General features: G+C 41.7%; 21 protein-coding genes. 13 read left to right on the top strand and 8 right to left on the bottom strand.

Annotated features, from left to right (window positions below; translation table 11 throughout):
- Positions 1 to 34: 34 nt before the first annotated feature.
- Positions 35 to 1678 (bottom strand): acyl-CoA synthetase, encoded by a 1644-nt coding sequence (locus tag F986_RS03635; RefSeq protein WP_004692294.1) that lies wholly within the window; start codon positions 1676 to 1678, stop codon positions 35 to 37.
- A 509-nt stretch (positions 1679 to 2187) separates the two neighbouring features.
- Between F986_RS03635 and thrS the strand changes: the two genes are divergently transcribed.
- Entirely contained in the window at positions 2188 to 4110 is a 1923-nt protein-coding gene (gene thrS, locus F986_RS03630) for a threonine--tRNA ligase (RefSeq protein ID WP_004692292.1), read from the top strand.
- A 5-nt stretch (positions 4111 to 4115) separates the two neighbouring features.
- Positions 4116 to 4667: a translation initiation factor IF-3 gene (gene infC, locus F986_RS03625; RefSeq protein ID WP_045015043.1), complete on the top strand. Its 552-nt coding sequence runs from the start codon at positions 4116 to 4118 to the stop codon at positions 4665 to 4667.
- Between the two features lie 61 nt (positions 4668 to 4728).
- Here the strand turns inward: infC and F986_RS03620 are convergent, their stop codons facing one another.
- Complete coding sequence (locus tag F986_RS03620) at positions 4729 to 5181, bottom strand: Hsp20 family protein (protein WP_004692288.1); 453 nt, start codon at positions 5179 to 5181, stop codon at positions 4729 to 4731.
- Positions 5182 to 5506: 325 nt separating this feature from the next.
- Here F986_RS03620 and F986_RS03615 point away from each other — a divergent pair, with 325 nt between their 5' ends.
- The 3 genes from F986_RS03615 (at position 5507) to F986_RS03605 (ending at position 6966) form a co-directional block, all read left to right on the top strand.
- Positions 5507 to 6127, top strand: a complete 621-nt coding sequence (locus tag F986_RS03615; protein WP_004692287.1) for a glutathione S-transferase family protein — start codon at positions 5507 to 5509, stop codon at positions 6125 to 6127.
- A gap of 115 nt (positions 6128 to 6242) precedes the next feature.
- Positions 6243 to 6536, top strand: a complete 294-nt coding sequence (locus F986_RS03610) for a hypothetical protein (RefSeq protein ID WP_004692286.1) — start codon at positions 6243 to 6245, stop codon at positions 6534 to 6536.
- A gap of 1 nt (position 6537) precedes the next feature.
- Positions 6538 to 6966 carry a YqaA family protein gene (locus tag F986_RS03605; RefSeq protein ID WP_004692284.1) on the top strand — a complete coding sequence of 143 codons (429 nt, stop codon included), beginning with the start codon at positions 6538 to 6540 and terminating at the stop codon, positions 6964 to 6966.
- A gap of 104 nt (positions 6967 to 7070) precedes the next feature.
- Here F986_RS03605 and F986_RS03600 read toward each other — a convergent pair whose 3' ends face one another.
- Positions 7071 to 7691, bottom strand: a complete 621-nt coding sequence (locus F986_RS03600; RefSeq protein ID WP_004692283.1) for an energy transducer TonB — start codon at positions 7689 to 7691, stop codon at positions 7071 to 7073.
- Positions 7692 to 7866: 175 nt separating this feature from the next.
- On the opposite strand from F986_RS03600, the gene F986_RS17750 reads away from it, so the two are divergent.
- Positions 7867 to 8999 (top strand): IS3 family transposase gene (locus F986_RS17750; protein ID WP_227509860.1). Its coding sequence is split into 2 segments (ribosomal slippage): positions 7867 to 8119 and positions 8119 to 8999, totalling 1134 coding nucleotides; the frame shifts between segments, so codons are not numbered across the junction.
- Positions 9000 to 9192: 193 nt separating this feature from the next.
- Here F986_RS17750 and F986_RS03585 read toward each other — a convergent pair.
- The gene (locus tag F986_RS03585) at positions 9193 to 10446 is read right to left on the bottom strand and encodes an MFS transporter (RefSeq protein WP_004692278.1); all 1254 of its coding nucleotides are present in this window, start codon (positions 10444 to 10446) and stop codon (positions 9193 to 9195) included.
- A 221-nt stretch (positions 10447 to 10667) separates the two neighbouring features.
- On the opposite strand from F986_RS03585, the gene rpmI reads away from it, so the two are divergent.
- The 4 genes from rpmI (at position 10668) to F986_RS03565 (ending at position 12278) form a co-directional block, all read left to right on the top strand.
- Positions 10668 to 10862 (top strand): 50S ribosomal protein L35, encoded by a 195-nt coding sequence (gene rpmI / locus F986_RS03580; RefSeq protein WP_004278281.1) that lies wholly within the window; start codon positions 10668 to 10670, stop codon positions 10860 to 10862.
- An 11-nt stretch (positions 10863 to 10873) separates the two neighbouring features.
- Positions 10874 to 11233 carry a 50S ribosomal protein L20 gene (gene rplT, locus F986_RS03575; RefSeq protein WP_004692276.1) on the top strand — a complete coding sequence of 120 codons (360 nt, stop codon included), beginning with the start codon at positions 10874 to 10876 and terminating at the stop codon, positions 11231 to 11233.
- 151 nt (positions 11234 to 11384) lie between these two features.
- Positions 11385 to 11936: a P-loop NTPase family protein gene (locus F986_RS03570; protein ID WP_004692274.1), complete on the top strand. Its 552-nt coding sequence runs from the start codon at positions 11385 to 11387 to the stop codon at positions 11934 to 11936.
- Between the two features lie 129 nt (positions 11937 to 12065).
- Positions 12066 to 12278 carry a KOW domain-containing RNA-binding protein gene (locus F986_RS03565; RefSeq protein ID WP_004692273.1) on the top strand — a complete coding sequence of 71 codons (213 nt, stop codon included), beginning with the start codon at positions 12066 to 12068 and terminating at the stop codon, positions 12276 to 12278.
- Positions 12279 to 12340: 62 nt separating this feature from the next.
- On the opposite strand, the gene F986_RS03560 is transcribed toward F986_RS03565, so the two are convergent.
- Complete coding sequence (locus tag F986_RS03560) at positions 12341 to 13357, bottom strand: hypothetical protein (protein WP_004692272.1); 1017 nt, start codon at positions 13355 to 13357, stop codon at positions 12341 to 12343.
- Positions 13358 to 13514: 157 nt separating this feature from the next.
- On the opposite strand from F986_RS03560, the gene pheS reads away from it, so the two are divergent.
- The 3 genes from pheS to F986_RS03545 all read left to right on the top strand — a co-directional run bounded on the left by pheS (position 13515) and on the right by F986_RS03545 (position 17302).
- Complete coding sequence (gene pheS, locus F986_RS03555; protein WP_004692271.1) at positions 13515 to 14495, top strand: phenylalanine--tRNA ligase subunit alpha; 981 nt, start codon at positions 13515 to 13517, stop codon at positions 14493 to 14495.
- Positions 14496 to 14627: 132 nt separating this feature from the next.
- Positions 14628 to 17009, top strand: coding sequence for a phenylalanine--tRNA ligase subunit beta (gene pheT, locus F986_RS03550; protein ID WP_004692270.1), 2382 nt, complete (start codon positions 14628 to 14630; stop codon positions 17007 to 17009).
- A complete protein-coding gene (locus F986_RS03545) occupies positions 17006 to 17302 on the top strand; it encodes an integration host factor subunit alpha (protein WP_004649746.1) in 297 nt (98 codons plus the stop codon). The genes pheT and F986_RS03545 overlap by 4 nt, the downstream gene beginning before the upstream one ends.
- Before the next feature lie 142 nt (positions 17303 to 17444).
- On the opposite strand, the gene F986_RS03540 is transcribed toward F986_RS03545, so the two are convergent.
- The 3 genes from F986_RS03540 to trxA form a co-directional block, all read right to left on the bottom strand.
- Positions 17445 to 17687, bottom strand: a complete 243-nt coding sequence (locus F986_RS03540; RefSeq protein WP_004692268.1) for a hypothetical protein — start codon at positions 17685 to 17687, stop codon at positions 17445 to 17447.
- 411 nt (positions 17688 to 18098) lie between these two features.
- Positions 18099 to 19367, bottom strand: coding sequence for a transcription termination factor Rho (rho, locus tag F986_RS03535; protein ID WP_004692266.1), 1269 nt, complete (start codon positions 19365 to 19367; stop codon positions 18099 to 18101).
- A gap of 330 nt (positions 19368 to 19697) precedes the next feature.
- Positions 19698 to 20024, bottom strand: coding sequence for a thioredoxin (gene trxA / locus F986_RS03530; RefSeq protein WP_004692264.1), 327 nt, complete (start codon positions 20022 to 20024; stop codon positions 19698 to 19700).
- Between the last annotated feature and the right edge of the window lie 222 nt (positions 20025 to 20246).

Below are 20246 nucleotides of genomic sequence, written 5' to 3'. Positions count from 1 at the left end.
GTGAGAATATTTGCTTGTATAGACTGCTGAATGTTTAGCTAAACTCGCCCGTTGCACGCTCTTTGGCCCAATCGCGTAGAACAAATTTTTGTAACTTGCCTGTCGACGTTTTTGGAATTTCTGTAATCACTACATCTTTCGGGACTTTAAAACGTGCCAGATGTTGCTTACAGAATTCAATGATTTCCTCAGGTGTGGTTTCTTTACCTGCTTTGAGTTCAATAAATGCACAGGGCACTTCTTGCCAGCGAGGATCGGGTTTTGCGACCACCGCAGCCGTTAAAATAGCAGGATGTTGATAGAGAATTTCTTCAACTTCTAGTGATGAAATATTCTCGCCTCCAGAAATGATCACATCTTTAGAGCGATCAGTAATTTTGGCATAGCCATCGGATTGGCAGACTGCAAGATCGCCTGTATGAAACCAACCACCAGCAAAGGCTTCTGCGGTCGCCTCAGGGTTTTTGAGGTAGCCTTTCATCACAATGTTGCCACGGAACATAATTTCGCCCATGGTTTGACCATCATGTGGGACAGGTTGCATGGTGTCTGGATCTAGTACTTTCATACCATCTTGCAATGGGTACGGTACACCTTGGCGTGAGTGCAGCTGCGCTTGTTCTTGAATCGATAAGTCTGACCAACCTGCTTGAGAGGCACAAAGCGCAGAAGGGCCATAGGTTTCAGTGAGGCCATAGACATGGGTGACATTGATGCCAATATGACGCATGCCCTCAATAATTGCAGCAGGCGGTGCAGCACCTGCCACCATCACTTCAACGCGATGCTCAAAGTGAACCCGTTGCTCTTCAGGGGTATTGATCAGCATTGATAACACAATCGGCGCACCGCAGAAATAATCGACTTTGTGTTCAGCGATGAGTTTAAAAATAAGTTCAGGGTCAATTTTACGTAAACAGATGTTGGTGCCGCCATTGGCTGCCATAGTCCATGCAAAGCACCAACCGTTGCAGTGAAACAGGGGGAGGGTCCATAAGTAGGTCGCACGAGGTGTCATGCCACAAGCAATGATGTTACTGGCTGCATTGATATAAGCCCCACGATGATGATAGACCACCCCTTTCGGGTTACCTGTCGTTCCCGAGGTGTAATTTAGGCTAATGGCATCCCATTCATCTTGAGGTAAATGCCACTCAAAGTTTTCATCGCCTTCGGTTAACCAGTCTTCATACTCGATTTGACCAATAGGGGCTGCAAAACAGTTTTCGTACTCAGCATCATCTACATCAATCACGAAAATATCGCGTCCGACCAAAGCCAAGGCTTCTTGTGCAACCGATGCAAACTCTGGATCCACCAATAAGACTTTGGTTTCTGCATGATCAAGCATAAATGCGATGGTTTTGGCATCTAAGCGCGTGTTCAATGTGTTGAGCACAGCACCTGCCATTGGGACTGCAAAATGTGCTTCGATCATTGCAGGGACATTGGGCAGCAAAACAGAGACAGTATCGTTTTTTGTGATTCCCAGTTTTTGTAATTGTGAGGCAAATTGGCGGCAGCGAAGATAAGTTTCACGCCATGAAATATGGCGGTGCCCATGAATGATGGCATCTTGATGAGGGTAAATATAAGCAGCTCGTTCTAAATAACGCAGCGGTGACAAAGCCACAAAGTTTGCGGGGGTTCTTGGTAACTCATCATAAGCACTCACCATGTTGATCACTCCTGAATTTGGTATTATTTTTCCATTGATTAAAAGATATGCATTTTTCAGCCATCTTGCATTTATGCTTTAGTCGAGTTGCTCTTTTTAGATGAATTTATTGAATTTTTTTTGTTTAGTTTATCTAAACTGAATCTATGGATTCTGTGCGATATAAACCCTTTTAGTTAGATTTTAGCCTGCTTTTTAAGCAAAATGTGTATGCTTGTGTTACTGCATTGTTCAATAAAAAGTGACTGATACAGTCATTATAAAATGTAGCTATGAGATTGCGGCACATCCATTCCCTCATTTTAGTGAGGCTGTGGGACTGGCAAATGAATTCAAAATGCGCCGAAACGTGAATTTTCTAGGGGAAAAGGTTTAATCCTGTGGATAACACGTGTAAAATTCGACTGATTTTATTTATCCACCGTTTTTATCTTTTGAGGTTTTACCTCGATCATAATCTCGCGGTGACATGCTCCATGGTACGGGGCATCACTCCTTAAGGATTTTTTATGCCAATTATCACTTTGCCAAATGGCGATCAAAAACAATTTGATCAAGCTGTATCTGTGATGGACGTTGCACTGAGCATCGGTCCTGGTCTTGCGAAAAATACAGTTGCAGGAAAAGTCGATGGTCGTTTAGTCGATGCATCTGACTTAATTACCACGGATGCCAGCCTTCAAATTATTACGCCTAAAGACGAAGAAGGTGTCGAAATCATTCGTCACTCTTGCGCTCACTTGGTGGGACATGCGGTTAAGCAATTGTTCCCTGAAGCGAAAATGGTGATTGGTCCTGTCATTGAAGATGGCTTCTATTACGATATTTTTAGCGCAAAGCCATTTACGCCAGAAGACATGGTAGCCATTGAAGAGCGTATGAAAAAGCTCATCGATCAAGACTATGATGTCATCAAAAAAATGACACCACGTGATGAGGTGATTGCAGAATTCACAGCGCGTGGCGAAGATTATAAATTACGCTTGATTGCAGACATGCCTGAAGAAACAGAAATGGGCTTGTACTACCATCAAGACTATTTGGATATGTGCCGTGGTCCACACGTGCCAAATACTAAATTTTTAAAAGCATTCAAGTTGACTAAAATGTCAGGCGCTTACTGGCGTGGTGACGCGAAGAATGAACAGTTACAACGTATTTATGGTACAGCGTGGGCAGACAAAAAACAGCTTGCAGCGTATATCAAACGTATTGAAGAAGCTGAAAAGCGTGACCACCGTAAAATTGGTAAAGCTTTAGACCTGTTCCATATGCAAGAAGAAGCACCAGGTATGGTGTTCTGGCATCCAAACGGTTGGACCATTTATCAAGTACTTGAACAATACATGCGCAAAGTACAACAAGATAATGGTTACCTTGAAATTCGTACTCCACAAGTGGTTGATTTCACGCTTTGGGAAAAATCAGGCCATGCTGCAAACTATGCAGATGGCATGTTCACGACGCATTCAGAAAGCCGTAACTATGCAATTAAGCCGATGAACTGTCCTTGTCACGTACAAGTGTTCAACCAAGGTTTAAAGTCATACCGCGATTTGCCAATTCGTTTGGCTGAGTTTGGCTCATGTCACCGTAACGAACCATCGGGTTCATTGCACGGCATTATGCGTGTTCGTGGCTTTACCCAAGATGATGCACACATTTTCTGTACCAAAGAGCAAATTGGTCAAGAAGTGGCTGACTTCATTCAACTGACTTTAGATGTGTATAAAGACTTCGGTTTCGAAGAAGTGCAAATGAAGTTGTCTACACGTCCAGAAAAACGTGTGGGTGATGATGCACTTTGGGATATGGCTGAAAAATCTTTAGCAGATGCTTTAGATGCTGCCGGTTTGGAGTGGGAACTTCAACCGGGTGAAGGCGCATTTTATGGTCCGAAAATTGAATTCTCCCTGAAAGACTGCTTAGGCCGTGTATGGCAATGTGGTACAATCCAATGTGATTTCAACTTGCCAGAACGTTTAGATGCGTCATATGTCACTGAAGACAATGATCGTGATCAACCTGTAATGTTGCACCGTGCAATACTTGGCAGTTTTGAACGTTTTATTGGTATACTAATCGAACACTATGCGGGCTTTATGCCACCTTGGTTAACACCAATCCAAGCATGTGTGATGAACATTACCGATTCACAAGCGGAAGCATGTGAGTCAGTCGTCGCTAAACTTAAAGAAAATGGTCTCCGTGCGATTTCAGACTTGAGAAATGAGAAAATCGGCTTTAAGATTCGTGAACGTACATTAGAGCGTATTCCTTACTTACTGGTACTTGGGGACCGTGAGGTAGAGGAAGGTACAGTGAACGTGCGTACCCGCTCTGGAACAAATTTGGGTACTATGTCAATCGACGCTTTCGTTGACCTAGTAAAAGCAGCCGTTGCCGAACGCGGCCGGTACATTGTGGAGTAACAGCGATTAAACAGCCTGACCGTAATCAACAGGGCGGTAACAAATCAAACCGTCCTGCTTTGAATGATGAAATTCGTGCGAAAGAAGTCCGTCTTGTAGACGAAAATGGTGAGCAAAAAGGTATTGTTAGCTTGGCAGAAGCATTACGCGCTGCTGAAAGTGTTGAGCTTGATCTTGTTGAGATCGTAGCAAACGCTGAACCGCCTGTTTGTAAAATCATGGACTTCAACAAGCATTTGTTTGATCTAAAGCAAAAGCAGAAAGAAGCGAAGAAAAAACAGCATCAAGTACAGGTGAAAGAAATCAAAATCCGCCCGGGTACTGATGTTGGTGATTACAACGTAAAACTACGTGCAATCATTAAGTTCCTTGAAGAAGGCAACAAAGTAAAAATTACTCTTCGTTTCCGTGGTCGTGAAATGGCGCACCAACAGCTTGGTTTGGCTCAACTTCAAAAAGTTGAAGCAGATGTGGCTGAAATTGGTGTTGTTGAGCAATCACCAAAAATGGAAGGTCGTCAAATGGGTATGTTGCTTGGTCCTAAAAAGAAAAAGTAATGATCCATTGATCTTAAAAAAAGCACTGCCTATGCAGTGCTTTTTTTATTTTGTTGATTGACTATGCCGAAGTGTTTTCAGTTGTTAATTTCTTTTGTCCGATTGGAATTCGGCATGGCGCTTTTTCTTCTGGAACAATCCGTCGTAGCTGGATGGTGAGTAAACCATTTTCATAATTGGCCTCTTGTACTTCAATGTGTTCATCTAAACGTAAAGATAATTTAAATGAGCGCTGTGTGATGCCTTTATGCAAGAACTCAGCATGATTGTCTTTGGTCTGATCAGCATGTTGACCTGAAATATTAAGTACCTGATTCTCTAAATCGATCGCGAGCTCATCTTGGTTAAAACCAGTCGCAGCTACGACAATGCGGTAGTGATCATCACCGACTTTTTCAATATTGTACGCAGGATAATGTGGTGCTTCACTGAGCATTGCATGATCAAACAAATCGTTTAAACGGTCAAAACCGATACTACGACGGAATAATGGCATTAAGCTTAAATTACTCATTGATAAAACCTCCACTATTAGGAAAAGTGATATAAATAAGCAACCTATGCGACTCGATTAGCATGGTTGTCACAGCAATAATCGGTGTGGATGTTTGCTGTACTTTTAATATTTGGATGCTCTATGAAATTTCAAGATTAAAAAATAAGATTTTTTTTAAAAATTCTCTTTGGTTGATAATTATTCTATTTATATGAAGTTAGTCATGCATATTTTAAGATTTCAATTTCAGTTTAACCTAATGTTTCTAGGCTGGAATCATGTTATAAACAGTATCAAACCTCGACAATATGAACTAAAACGAGAAAAGTAACAGGATAACCACATGATCGATTTGTACTATTGGGGAACACCCAACGGACATAAAATTAGCATCGCATTAGAAGAGATGGGTTTGGAGTATCAAGTCTTTCCCATCAATATTTTAGAAAATGATCAGTTCCAACCCGACTTTCTACGCATTTCACCCAACAATAAAATCCCTGCGATTGTGGATCAAGATGGTCCCAAAGGTGAAGCCATTTCTGTGTTTGAGTCAGGGGCGATTTTGCAGTATTTAGGGCGTAAAACAGGGCAGTTTTATCCAAGCGATGAACAGTCTCGTGTTGAGGTTGAGCAGTGGTTGATGTGGCAAATGGGTGGCTTCGGTCCAATGCTTGGACAGAACCATCACTTTAGTAAATTTGCTCCCGAACGTATTGCGTATGCAACTGAACGCTATGTCAATGAAACCAAGCGTTTGTATGGTGTACTAGACAAACAGCTTTTTGGTCAAAACTATGTGGCTGGCGAGTATTCGATAGCGGATATGGCAATTTTTCCATGGATTTTGCGTTATGAATGGCAACAAATTGACATAAATGACTATCCAAATGTGAAGGCTTATATGGAGCGTATTCAAGCGCGCCCCGCAGTTCAGCGTGCGTTGGCGCTTCAAGTTAATTAGTTACAGAAGCGCTGACTTGAACTGTGTTAAGCTTAGCACCTTCAAGGTATAAGCCATTCTTTAAAGCCACCGATGGGTGGCTTTTTTGTTGAAAGGTTGTTTGGACATTAGTGTAATGAAAAAAGAGTTTTTCCTCAATTTAACCCGCATTATTGAAGCGAATCCTAAAATCTATCTCAGTATTATTGTGGGGGTTGCGGGATGTTTGGTGCTATTTGTAGCTGAAGCGGTACACATTCAAAAAATCATTGAACTGCTGAATACCAAAGATCAGGCGGTACTTCGAGCTGCAATTGAACCGATTGCTGATAAGTATTCATGGTCACGTTGGTCTTTGTTGATTCTGGCATTGATCTGGTCAAGTTTTGCCTATAGCTCAACCAAGAAAAAGCTGGGTTTAAAATCATAAAATGATGTGGGCCTTAGGACTACTTTTCCTTTCTGCCTTTGGGGCGGCGACACTGCTACCCTTACAGTCAGAAGCAGTCTTGGTGGGATTGTTGGCTCAGACGCAGTATCCAGTGTGGTTATTGGTAGCTGTCGCCAGTCTAGGCAATATTCTAGGTAGCTGTGTGAATTGGTGGCTCGGCTTGAAAGTTGAGCAATACAAAAACAAAAAATGGTTTCCCGTCTCAGAGCAAAAGATGTTGCAGGCGCAGGGTATTTATCAAAAATATGGTTTTTGGTCTTTATTACTCAGTTGGGTGCCCGTTATTGGTGATCCGATTACCCTCATTGCAGGATTACTCAAAGAAAACTTTGTTCGTTTTGTTGTGATGGTGAGTATTGCAAAAATAGGACGCTATCTTTTTGTGTATTGGATGTTTAGTCAGTTCTAATTATTTTCAGAGACTAACTAGCCACATGCTTATATGTGCTGAATGGGTTTAAAGTTGATATAGAGATGACACGAGTGAGTGAAAACTCGTGTCATGCTAAATTTTTAACGACAAGCATTTAGATCGAATTCAATCGCATCTTTAAATTTAGATTTTTTATAGAGCCACAGTCTACTTGCCGTGCGTTTAACACTAACTTTGCTGTTTGCAACGGCTTGTAAAACTTGTTGATCAAGCTCGTAAATACCTGAACCTTTGATAATTTTAGGCTTCTTGATGTTGCCATGTTTATCGGCTTTAAAGCTAAATTTAATTTGACGGTCATGATCATTTAACTGCGTAGAATCTAGCGCAAGCTTAGGTTGAACCTGATATTGAAAAGGCACTTTTTGCTGCTGTTGCTGCGCACGCCAGTTCTTCGAGTCAAAGCTATAGTTACATGCTTCGGCATCATCTGGGGTTAGGTTTAAATTAAAAACTTGATAACCAATGACGGCTAAAGCGGTGTCGTCCTCCATAAACGGTTTTACTTTAGCTTGAAGCACGGCATTTACCAGCTTTTCATCCAAAGCTTTGAGTCCAGTCGTTTCTTGGACTGTCGCTTTGGTTACATCACCTGTTTCATCTGCATACACACGAATAATTGCTGCACGGTTTTGTTGATTTAAATCGCTATTTTTATATTGGGGTTTGGGAAAATCTACCCATTGAATACGCGTGGTCAAATGCGCCGATTGAGCTGAACTTTTTTGAATGGTGAGTTCTAATGGTGGTTGAGCTGCATGACTGAGATGAAAGGGCAGTGTAGATAAAGAGATGGATCCGGAAATTTGAACAACTCCTATAAGTGATATTCAGCTCCTCAAATGATGTTATAAACATCAATATATGGAGTATTTTATGGCACGTAGACCAAGAAGAAATCATTCAAACGACTTTAAAGCTAAGGTAGCACTTGCTGCGATCAAAGCAGAAAAAACACTTGCTGAATTGAGTTCTGAGTTTGATGTTCATCAAAACCAAATTATTGACTGGAAAAATCAACTGATTTCAGCTTCCTCGCAAGCTTTCGATCAATCAAAAGCTCCATCAGAACCCCCCATTGATCTAAAAAAATTACATGCAAAAATCGGTGAGCAGGCATTAGAAATTGATTTTTTAGAAGGTGTGTTGAAGAAACTGGGCCGCTTCAACCACAAAAGTTAATCGATCACTCACTTCAGATTTCAGTATCTAAACAGGCTAAGTTACTGAAAGTCTCTCGTGGTTGTTATTATTATCGCCCAAAACCTGTTAGCTCATCAGATCTGAAACTGATGCGATGTATTGATGAATTACATATGCAATATCCTTTTGCAGGCAGTCGTATGATGCGTGATTTGTTGAATCGTCAAGGGCATCATATAGGACGACGTCATACACGTACTTTAATGAAGAAAATGGGTATTCAGGCGTTATATTGCAAACCAAATTTAAGCCAGGCTAATCAAGCTCACCGTAAATATCCATATCTGCTCAAAGGGTTGGCTATTCTGCGCAGTAATCAAGTGTGGTCTACGGATATAACGTATATCCCTATGGCAAAAGGCTTTGTTTATTTATGTGCTGTGATTGATTGGCATAGCCGCAAGGTACTTGCGCATAGGGTATCGATTAGTATGGAGGTGGATTTTTGTATTTCGGCTTTAAATGAAGCAATTGAAAAATATGGATCACCTGAAATATTTAATACAGACCAAGGCAGTCAGTTCACCAGTGATGCATTTATTGATGTATTGAAATCAAATGGCATTCAAATCAGTATGGATGGTAAAGGTCGATGGATTGATAATGTGATGGTTGAACGATTATGGCGGAGCGTTAAATATGAAGAGGTGTATCTCAAAGCTTATAGCAGTGTCACAGATGCGAAAAAGCAATTGAGTGCATATTTTGAGTTTTATAATTTGAAACGACCTCATTCGAGTCTAGACAAATTGACACCAAATGAGTTTTACTATGATCAGCTACCCCAACAAAACAAGGTGGCTTAACTAGAGCGGAATATCACTTATAAATACGCTTTTAGTTGTTCAAACAAGTGGGACCACCTCTATAATGCGAGCAAGAAGAGTGGTTTCATATGGTCGATTTCTTTTATAACGCATCCAGTGCGCATGACTTAAATAATTGTTGCGAGTATTTCCTGAATTGGAAAGACTCGCAAGTTATATTGTTAAATTAAAACTATTTTTGCTCGGCTTGGGTGATGTCTACACCAAATAAGTCTTTGGTTTTAGCCCAACTCAGTGCGACCACCAAGAGTGTCATGCTGCCGCCAAAAACCGTTGCAATCACAGGGCCTAAATATTTTGCTGCAAGACCTGACTCAAATGCCCCCAGTTCATTACTACTCGATACAAACATGCCATTTACAGCTGCAACACGGCCTCGCATATTCTCAGGAGGGTAAATTTGTAAAATGGTCTGACGAATTACCTCTGAAATACTGTCACATGCACCCGTCATCGCAAGAGCAAATAAAGATAGCCAGAGGTAGTTTGAGTAAGCGAACAATAAAGTGAATAGGCCAAAACCTGCAACAGCAAGCAGCATATTGCGCCATGCATGTCGGGTGGGCGGAAACCGCGTCAGCGCAATCATGGTGATGAGTGCACCAATCGATGGTGCTGCCCGTAAATAGCCCAATCCTTCAGGCCCAATTTTCAAAATATCTTCAGCAAAGATTGGGAGTAAAGCAATCACACCGCCGAACAGTACCGAGACTAAGTCGAGTGAGATGGCCCAGAGGACGATTTTAGTTTTAGCAATAAAGCGAAAGCCTTCACCTAAACTTTGTAGTACATGTTCCGTTTCAATTTTAGGAAAAGTGCGTTTGCTTAAAAGATTGACGAGTAAGAAACATAGGCTGAGCAGTACCGCCACACTGATGAAACTGGTTTCACGGCCTAAAAAGGCTAACATCAACCCACCCAGCATTGGCCCAATAATCACCCCGCTTTGCCAACCAATGGTGGTCCTTGTAGCACCATTGGCATAAATTTCCCGAGGAATTAAAAAGGGTTTGAGAGATGTTGCGGATGGATTATGGAAACCTCGAATTGTTCCTAGGCCAAAGATCACGGCATAGACACCCCATGACAGGGTGGAGAGTTCAATTTGCTTTAAGCCATAAGCATGAAATAAACCCCATAAAACCAAGGGTAGAGGAATGGCAAAGAATAAGCAGATTTTCATGATGGTTTGCTTATTAAAGCGATCGGCAAAATAACCGCCCCATAAGGAGAGCGCAATAAAGGGGATTGCTTCTGCCAGACCAATCAAGCCTAGAGTGAGAGGATCTTTGGTAATTTTATACAAAGAATACGCCACAATAATTTCCTGAATTAAAATGGCAAGCGTCAGGCAAAATTGATTGAGTGTAACAATAGAGAAATCTCGGTATCGGAGTGCGGCAAAAGCATCCTGTGTAGCGTTCATAAGGGTACAGTATGGAATGGATGAAGCATTATACGACTTGGACTAAACCTCGGTTATAAATTCATCGCTTAAAGCTTATCGGGAAATAAACTAAGCTTGCTTTTATTGTTGATTATTTGCTTTTGTTTTAGACAAAGTTCGATTAGAATATTCGCTCCCTTACCTGCAGGTCGTTTTGCAATGGTGCAAACGTTCCGAACAGGTGTTCAAAAGAGGTTGTTATGCCTAAGATGAAAACTCGCCGTGGTGCAGCTAAGCGTTTTAAAGCTACTGCTAACGGTTTCAAGCGTAAACAAGCGTTCAAACGCCACATTTTGACCAAAAAATCTGCTAAGCGTATTCGTCAATTACGCGGCTGTGTAATGGTTCACGTGAGTGACGTTGCTTCAGTTCGTCGTATGTGCCCATACATCTAAGGAGATTATAAATGGCTCGTGTAAAACGTGGTGTACAGGCTCATCGCCGTCATAAAAAAATTCTTGCTCGTGCTAAAGGTTACTACGGCGCTCGTTCACGCGTATATCGCGTAGCGTTCCAAGCAGTAATCAAAGCGGGTCAATACGCTTACCGTGACCGTCGTCAGAAAAAACGTCAATTCCGTGCTCTATGGATTGCGCGTATTAACGCTGGTGCTCGTCTAAATGGTTTATCGTACAGCCGTATGATCGCTGGCTTGAAAAAAGCTCAAGTGATTATCGACCGTCGCGTACTTGCTGACATCGCTATGCATGACGCAGTTGCATTTGCTGCTTTAGCTTCTAAAGCTAAAGATGCATTAGCTGCATAAGTCTTTAAGACTTAAAAAAGACCGCTTTTTAGCGGTCTTTTTTATGGTCGATTATTTTTTGAGTCAAATTTTTTATGGGTCAAAGGTGAGACTGTGATACAACCATAATTAGGTATGATAAGAAAGATCGCATCAGCGTTAGGCCAGTACAATGAAAAGAATCAATGTTGTAGGAACTTCTGCTACAGGAAAATCTACATTTTCCAGAGCTTTGGCCGAAAAGTTAGATTTGCATTATATCGAGTTGGATAATTTTTTTTGGTTAGATGACTGGCAAGAATGTCCCGATGAGGTGTTTTTTGCCAAGATTGAGTCGGAAGTACAAAAGGCGACACAGGGCTATGTGATCGATGGTAACTATACCCGTGCTATTCCTGTGAAATGGGCGGAAATTGATACTGTCATTTGGTTGGACTTACCGTTTCCAGTCAACCTTTACCGTTCTGTGAAGCGTGCGGTTCAGCGGGCATGGGCACAACAGGATTTATGGGAAAACTCGAATAATCGGGAAAGCTTGCTACGGATGTTTGGTCGGGATTCGATTATTTGGTGGATGATTAAAACGCATGCTAAAAACCGACAGAAATACTTAAAAATGATGCAGATGCCTGAATATCAACATATACAGTGGATTCATTTAAAGACACCAAAACAAGTGAGTCGTTTTTTAGACCAGTTGGCTGTTGAAAAGCATAGTGTTTAAGGCAGAGAATATCAGTGCGTACTCAATGATCAAGACGCACCTTTAAGCTTTAGTTACATAAAACTGCTTTAATCTCAAAGGTGGCCGATGCCTAATAAATAAAAAGATTAAAAAGAAAAGGAGCGGGATATGCTTGCAGAAATTACTGGGATGGGACAGGGAAGTATCACAGTGGAATTACAAATGATTCCCAGAAAAGGTGAGTCGGTCAAAATTATGTATGGACCTGATGCGGAGCTAGAAGGCGAGGTTGTTTCAGTTAATCATTATATTAATCAACATGCCAATCAGCATAAGGTGCAAATCAAAATCCGGCCTTTCAACCTTCTTATTACCGCCTGAACAAATTGAGACCATAAAAAAAGCGCTCTTTGAGAGGAGCGCTTAGATATCTCTATAATAGCTTATAAGCCAAAATAATAGCCAACTACACAAATCAAAATCGTAATCACGATTAAAGCAAATACCCCGGTTTTCCCCGATTTATGGTGTGTTTCCTGAGGCTTGCTCTCTATCGCACTTAATTTAGGTGTTGAATGATTGCGAGCATCAAGTGGTGTAGTCGTGTCTTTGGGTGTGAGCTGCGCGGTTTGATAGTGATTGGCCACTTTCACAATAAACTTGGTACTTAAATCATCAATCTTTTGCTCAAAATGACGTAAGTTCAATTGCTCATCTGGCGTGAGCACTTGGCCTTCTGCATTGTAAGGATGTTGAATCTTAGTCTGGATAAATGCTGATAGCGCATCTAAACGATACAGCATTTGATGTGCATAATCAGCAGCGTAATCTGTTGGTAAAAGAGCGAGACGGTGGGCTTCATCTGTGGCCTCTTGTTGTCCATAGTAAGGTAAGTTTACCGCCTCAGGCTCTACTAAACCTTGTGCAAATGGCGCACTAAACAGTTCTTGTTCGGTAAAGTTTTCGATTTCATCCCATTTCGGCGTTTGTAAGTCCGCTTCAATGCGTTTGCTGAGTTTGTGATTCAGTTCAAAACGCCATAAATTTTCGCTACGGATTGAGCTTTGTTGTGTTTTTGGAATTATAAAATCGTGTTCAGCGCTGTACCACTCATCCAGTTCTTTACCAAAAATCCAAGCAGTTTTTTGCTGTGCTTGATGGCTCACAATAATATGTGGGGTAGCGAGGAGTTCAACATTTGGGTTAGGGTTCTTTTCATCTGCTAGCAATGTTGAGCTATGCAGACTGAGCTGTTTGACCCCTTGTTTTTTTAAGGCTTCAAGCCAAACTTGAAAATGCTGAGCCAGTAAATGTTGGCTATTTAGATCACGAAACTGAAAGCAATGTCGGTCAAAAATGGCATGTTCTAACCAACGTTGGAAACTTAGGTTGTGGCGCAAATATTCATTGCCATAAGTAACTAAAGTAAGTTGTTGTTGCCAAATAGGATCAAGCGACATCGTTTGTTGTTCTCTTCTGTGATGGCACTATCTTAACCTGTTTATAAAACCATGTACTAAATAAATTTTCCTGATCGTAGAGCTTCATCAACGTGCTTAAAAACTGATAGAATATGGGGTTTTATTAATTTTATAAATTGTTGCTTTGAGAGTTACTATGTCACTGGAAGCCCTGACCACTGAAGCGCTTGCTGCGATTGCAGCAGCAGAGGACCTTACTACACTCGATCAAGTACGAGTGCAGTTTACGGGTAAGAAAAGCCAGCTCGCTGAGCAATCAAAAGCTTTAGGTAAAATGGACCCTGAAGAGCGTAAAAATTTTGGTGCGCAAATTCATGCAGTCCGCGAAGCGATTACCGGTGCTTTAACTGAACGCCAAACACAATTACAACAAGCAGCGTTGGCGCAAAAACTTGCAAGTGAAACGGTGGATATTACTTTACCGGGTCGTGGTCAAACGATTGGTAGTATTCACCCCGTTACTCAAGTGCAAGAGCGTATTTGTCAGTTCTTTACCAAAGCGGGTTTTGTAATTGAAACTGGACCAGAAGTTGAAGATGACTACCACAACTTTGAAGCTTTAAATATTCCAGGGCATCACCCTGCGCGTGCAATGCACGATACTTTCTATTTTGATGCGACACATTTGTTACGTACCCATACTTCGGGTGTGCAGATTCGTACCATGGAAACCCAGCAACCCCCGATTCGTATTGTGTGCCCAGGTCGTGTATACCGCTGTGACTCTGACCAAACGCATTCGCCAATGTTCCATCAAATTGAAGGTTTGTATGTAGCTGAAAATACTAGCTTTGCAGAACTGAAAGGTTTATTGGTCAATCTGTTAAACGAATTCTTTGAAAAAGACTTAAAAGTGCGTTTCCGTCCATCTTATTTCCCATTCACAGAGCCAAGCGCTGAAGTGGATATTATGGATGAGCGTGGTAAATGGTTAGAAGTGCTTGGTTGTGGCATGGTACATCCAAATGTCTTACAGGCAGCAGGGATTGATCCTGAAAAATACAAAGGCTTTGCTTTCGGTCTAGGTGTGGAACGTTTTGCGATGCTTCGTTATGGCATCAATGACTTACGTATGTTCTACCAAAACGATGTGCGTTTCTTACGCCAATTTGCTTAAACAGATTTATACCTCTCCCAGCCTCTCCTTGAAGGAGAGGAGTTGTTTGTGATGACTCGGGGTTCTCCTTCTTTTCCAAAAGAGGGAGTTAGAGGGGGATTCAAAAATTTAGATTTATAGGTTTTTAACAAAATGAAAATTAGCGAAAATTGGTTGCGTACATGGGTTAACCCAGCCGTTGATAGCAATACTTTATCTGATCAACTGACCATGTTGGGTTTAGAGGTCGATGATTTATCGCCTGCGGCAAAACCGTTCACTGGCGTGGTTGTTGGTGAAGTGTTGACGGTAGAGCAACATCCCGATGCAGACCGTTTACGTGTGACCACGGTGAATATTGGTTCAGGCGATTCTTTACAAATTGTTTGTGGTGCGCCAAACGTACGTGTCGGTATGAAAGCCCCTGTGGCGACCATTGGTGCTGTGCTTCCAGGCGATTTCAAAATCAAGAAAGGCAAACTTCGTGGCATTGAATCACAAGGTATGTTGTGTGGTGCGTCTGAAATTGATCTAGAAGATAAAATTGATGGTCTTTTAGAGTTACCCGTTGATGCGCCCGTAGGTGTGGATATTCGTGAATATTTAAATTTAGATGATCATGTCATTGATATCAGCATCACGCCAAACCGTGGTGACTGTTTCAGCATTCGTGGTATTGCCCGTGAAATTGGGGTAATTAACCAACTGACCGTGACTGCACCTGAAATTAATGCCGTTGCTGCGACTATTGCCGATGAGAAAAAAGTTGTGGTGAGCACTGAAGGCTGCCCACGCTATTTAGGTCGTGTGATTAAAAACGTGAATACCAAAGCAGCAACCCCAGAATGGATGGAACGCGCTTTGGTTCGCTCAGGGATTCGCCAACATAGTATTTTGGTTGATATTACCAATTATGTACTGATGGAGTTGGGTCAACCGCTACATGCTTTTGATGCGGCAAAAATTCAAGGTTCAGTTCAAGTTCGTCAAGCGAATATGGCGGAGAAATTGGTTTTACTGAATGAACAAGAAGTTGAGCTCAATGAAAAAGTCATGGTGATTGCGGATGATGAAAAAGCATTAGCGATTGCAGGCATCATGGGTGGCTTGTCTTCATCTGTTACCGATGAAACCCAAGACATTTTCTTAGAGTCTGCATTCTTTGCCCCATTAGCCATTGCAGGTCGTGCCCGTAGCTTTGGCTTACATACCGATGCGTCGCAGCGTTATGAGCGTGGTGTAGATTTTGAACTCCCAATGCTCGCGATGCACCGTGCATCACAATTGATTGCAGAATTGGCGGGTGGTGAGTTCGGTCCGATTACGACTGTAGAACAAACGGCAGTTTTACCGAAGCGTGAAGCGATTGAGCTGGAACAAGCGCAAGTGGATCAATTGCTCGGTTATCGCGTAGATGCTGCATTTATTGCGGATGCCTTAACCCGTTTAGGTTGTGCTGTGACGGTTAAAGCAGAAGGTCAGTGGTCTGTAGTACCACCTTCACACCGTTATGACATGGCAATCTACCAAGACCTGATTGAAGAAGTTGTGCGTATTCATGGTTATGACAATATTCAAATCAGTTTGCCAAAAATTGAAGCGAAATTGGCTCAATATCAAGACCAATTTGAAATGGCTCAGCTGCGTCAAACTCTCGTGACTTTGGGTTATCAAGAAGCGATTAGCTTTAGCTTTGCAGACTTAAAGCTTGAGAAGCAACTCAATGCGGCTGTGAATCCTTTGGCTTTGGCTAACCCAATTTCAAGCGATTTAGCCGTGATGCGTTCAACACTGCTCTCTAGTTTGATTCCGTGTGTGCAATACAACGTGAACCGCCAACAAAGCCGTGTACGTTTCTTTGAATTAGGCTTGCGTTTTGACTATCAAGATGCTGAATTTATTCATGATTTGAAACAAATTCCTACCCTGGCAGTGATTGCAACAGGTGCAAAAACTTCAGAAACTTGGCATGCTAAACCTCAAGCTATGGATTTCTTTGATTTCAAAGGTGAAATTGAAGAAGTATTGGCGGCAGGTCGTGTGCAAGTAGACTATGTTCGTTCTGAGCGTAGCTGGTTGCATCCAGGACAGTCTGCTGAGATTTTAGTCGATGGCCAATCTATTGGTTACTTTGGTCGATTACATCCATCTTTAGAAGATGCACTGGATTTGAGCACAACTTGGGTGGCTGAACTTGATCAATCGGCTGTTTTGCAAACTTATGTATCTAATTTTACAGAATTATCACGTTTTCCGTCGGTTAGACGTGATATTGCGCTTTTAATTAGTGATAAGATAAATGTAAGTGAAATTCAGCAACTTATCGAAAAAACAGGTGGTGAGCTTTTAGACTCGACTTGGTTGTTCGATGTGTACACTGGGCAAGGCGTTGAAGACGGTAAGCGCTCATTGGCATTTGCACTTCTTTGGCAACACCCATCACGTACGCTTGAAGATGCTGAAATTAAATCCGGTATGGATCATATTTTACAAGTGTTGGAAAACACTTATCAGGCGACATTGAGGGCTTCATGACAGCATTAACAAAAGCGGAAATGGCTGACCATCTAAGTGAGCTCACGAGTTTAAACCGTCGTGAAGCTAAGCAAATGGTCGAGTTGTTCTTTGACGAGATTAGCCAAGCGCTAATCTCTGGTGAGCAAGTTAAACTTTCTGGTTTCGGTAACTTCGAGTTGCGTGATAAACGTCAACGTCCAGGTCGTAACCCGAAAACGGGTGAAGAAATTCCGATTTCTGCACGCCGTGTAGTAACCTTCCGCGCAGGGCAGAAATTCCGCCAGCGTGTGGGAAATGAGCAGATCGATTGATCTGCTTTTTTTTGCTTAGAATTTTTGGTGATTGTTTGGCTGATTCAATTCTTGCCAGATAATGGAATGTCGTTTTTTGATAAATTTTGAGCGTAAAAAAAGAGAGCCAAGGGCTCTCTTTTTTACTGACTAATCTAAAGGATTAGTGAGCAGCTTCAGAAGCGGCAGCTTCAACAGCTTCAACAGCTTCAGATGCAGCAACAGTAGCTTCAGAAGCAGCAGCAGCAGCGTCTACAGCAACTTCAGATGCAGCTTCAACAGCTTCAGATGCAGCAGCAACTTCAGATGCAGCTTCAGCAGCAGGAGCTTCTTCTTTCTTAGCACAGCCAACGAAAGCTAAAGTAGTAGCAACTGCAGCAGCAATAGCAATTTTTTTGAATAACATGGCATCACTCTCTAAAATATGAGATTAAAAAAAACCGACGTTAGTCTGTTGTGTGCTTTTATTGTTCCTAATTTTGCTAGGGACTAACAATGCAGGAGCAGCCTAACTGGTCTGCAAATATGCTATCACTGCGCATTTTGAATTGCTACTAGCTGGGATGAAAAAAGTGATAAAAAAGGTCTAAAAACAGGGCTTTTTTAACAGAAAATAACAATCAATGATGAGGTTTGTATTGGAGAAGTACTGAATAAACATTTAAAAAGATGAAGGTTTTTTATTTCAAATTTTTGTTTATCAAAAACTTGCAAATAAGTTTACAGAGAATCGGATGAAATGTTGCTTTGTGTAAGCTAAGTCAACCAAATAAAAAGGCTGTCGTTAAGACAGCCTTTTTAGGTGAAGCAGGTCGGATTAGCTGGTCGCTTTACGCTTCATTTGATCAAAGAAATCATCGTTGGTTTTAGTTTCTTTCATGCGATCAAGTAGGAACTCCATTGCTGCAAGTTCATCTTGGGTATGAAGTAACTTACGTAAAATCCAAACTTTACGTAGATTGTCTTCAGACATTAAGCGCTCTTCGCGACGGGTGCCCGACTTTTTGATATTCATCGCAGGGAAGACACGTTTTTCCGCAATACGGCGATCCAGTGTAATTTCTTGGTTACCTGTACCCTTAAACTCTTCGTAGATCACTTCATCCATTTTACTGCCTGTTTCAATCAGAGCTGTAGAAATGATGGTTAGTGAGCCACCTTCTTCAATATTACGTGCTGCACCGAAGAAACGCTTAGGGCGTTCCAGCGCATGTGCATCCACACCACCAGTTAAAACCTTACCAGATGAAGGCACAACGGTGTTGTAAGCACGTGCTAAACGGGTAATGGAGTCGAGCAGAATCACAACATCTTTCTTGTGCTCAACCAAACGTTTTGCTTTTTCAATCACCATTTCAGCCACTTGAACGTGACGAGCAGGAGATTCATCAAACGTTGACGCAATGACTTCACCACGAACAGTACGTTCCATTTCCGTCACTTCTTCAGGACGTTCGTCAATGAGAAGAACGATCAGGAAACACTCTGGGTTGTTACGCACGATCGACTGAGCGATGTTTTGTAACAACATGGTTTTACCCGCTTTTGGCGGCGCTACGATAATTGAACGTTGGCCTTTACCGATAGGTGCAACCAAGTCAACTACACGTGCGGTTAAATCTTCTGTCGTCCCGTTACCAAGTTCCATCACCAATTGCTCAGTTGGGAAAAGTGGTGTTAAGTTTTCAAACAAGATTTTGTTACGTGAGTTTTCTGGAGTGTCGTAGTTAATTTGGTTCACTTTTAACAGTGCAAAGTAACGTTCGCCTTCTTTGGGTGGGCGAATGGTTCCCGTAATGGTGTCACCAGTACGTAGATTGAAACGACGAATTTGAGATGGGCTAACATAAATGTCATCTGGGCCTGCAAGGTAAGAACCTGCTGCAGAGCGTAAGAAGCCGAAGCCATCTGACAGAATTTCCAAAACGCCATCCCCAAAGATCTCTTCGCCATTCATCGCATGGCGCTTTAAGATGGCAAAAATAATGTCTTGCTTACGGTTACGAGCCATTCCTTCGAGGCCCATAAATTCAGCAATTTTGATGAGTTCGCCAATCGGTTTTTTCTTGAGTTCGGTTAAATTCATAGGAGGTCAGATAAGAATCAAAAATTCTAAATTACAGGATGAAAAGGAAGCAACATTTAGCCGCAGACATGCAATGAAGTAACGCAATTGTATTTGAACTATAACAATTCAGAGGACTGATTCATTGTTTGAAGAGAAACGTGTCAAAACAATTTGTATTGCCGAGCGGCGATCTTATGTGTTGTGTCTTTTAAGAAAATGACAGGATTGAATAATCCTTTATCTCTTGATCATGCAATATAAGAGAGAAAGACAGACTTGTCAATTTATAGCCGAAAAAAATACGCTGTTGTTTAGACAGCGTATTTCATTTTCAATCTAAACGGATGCTTAAATGTTTTCTTCAATGAAAGCAGTCAATTTCGATTTTGGTGCAGCGCCCACTTGTTGAGCAACAACTTCACCATTTTTGAACATGAGTAATGCAGGAATGTTACGGATGTTATAGTTCACAGCCGTTGCTTCGCAAGAAGTCACGTCAACTTTAACAATCTTCACTTTACCTTCGTATTCGTTCGCCAATACTTCTAATACAGGTGCAATTGCTTTACATGGCGCACACCAGCCTGCCCAGAAGTCAACAAGCACAGGAACGTCTGATTGAAGTACATCAGCGTCGAAGTTTGTATCAGTTGTATTTACGATATTGCCAGACATGGATAGCTCCAGTTTCAATTTTTGGATAGTTTTATGGCTATTAGTATGTCATAGCCTGCTATCACTGAGTAGATGGATTACTAAATTTTCAACCTTTAGTTTGAATTTGTCTAATTGAAGCTCACGATGTTACTGATCGTGTAACACAATTGTCATATATGCCGAAATTTTAAAAGCTCGTCAATTTCTGACTATAAATGGCTTTTAAATTGCATGGAGGTG

Origin of the sequence: Acinetobacter johnsonii CIP 64.6 (genome assembly GCF_000368045.1) — a bacterium.
Lineage (GTDB): Bacteria > Pseudomonadota > Gammaproteobacteria > Pseudomonadales > Moraxellaceae > Acinetobacter > Acinetobacter johnsonii.
Note: the sequence above shows the minus strand (reverse complement) of the source record. Positions and strands in the feature narration are given on the sequence as shown.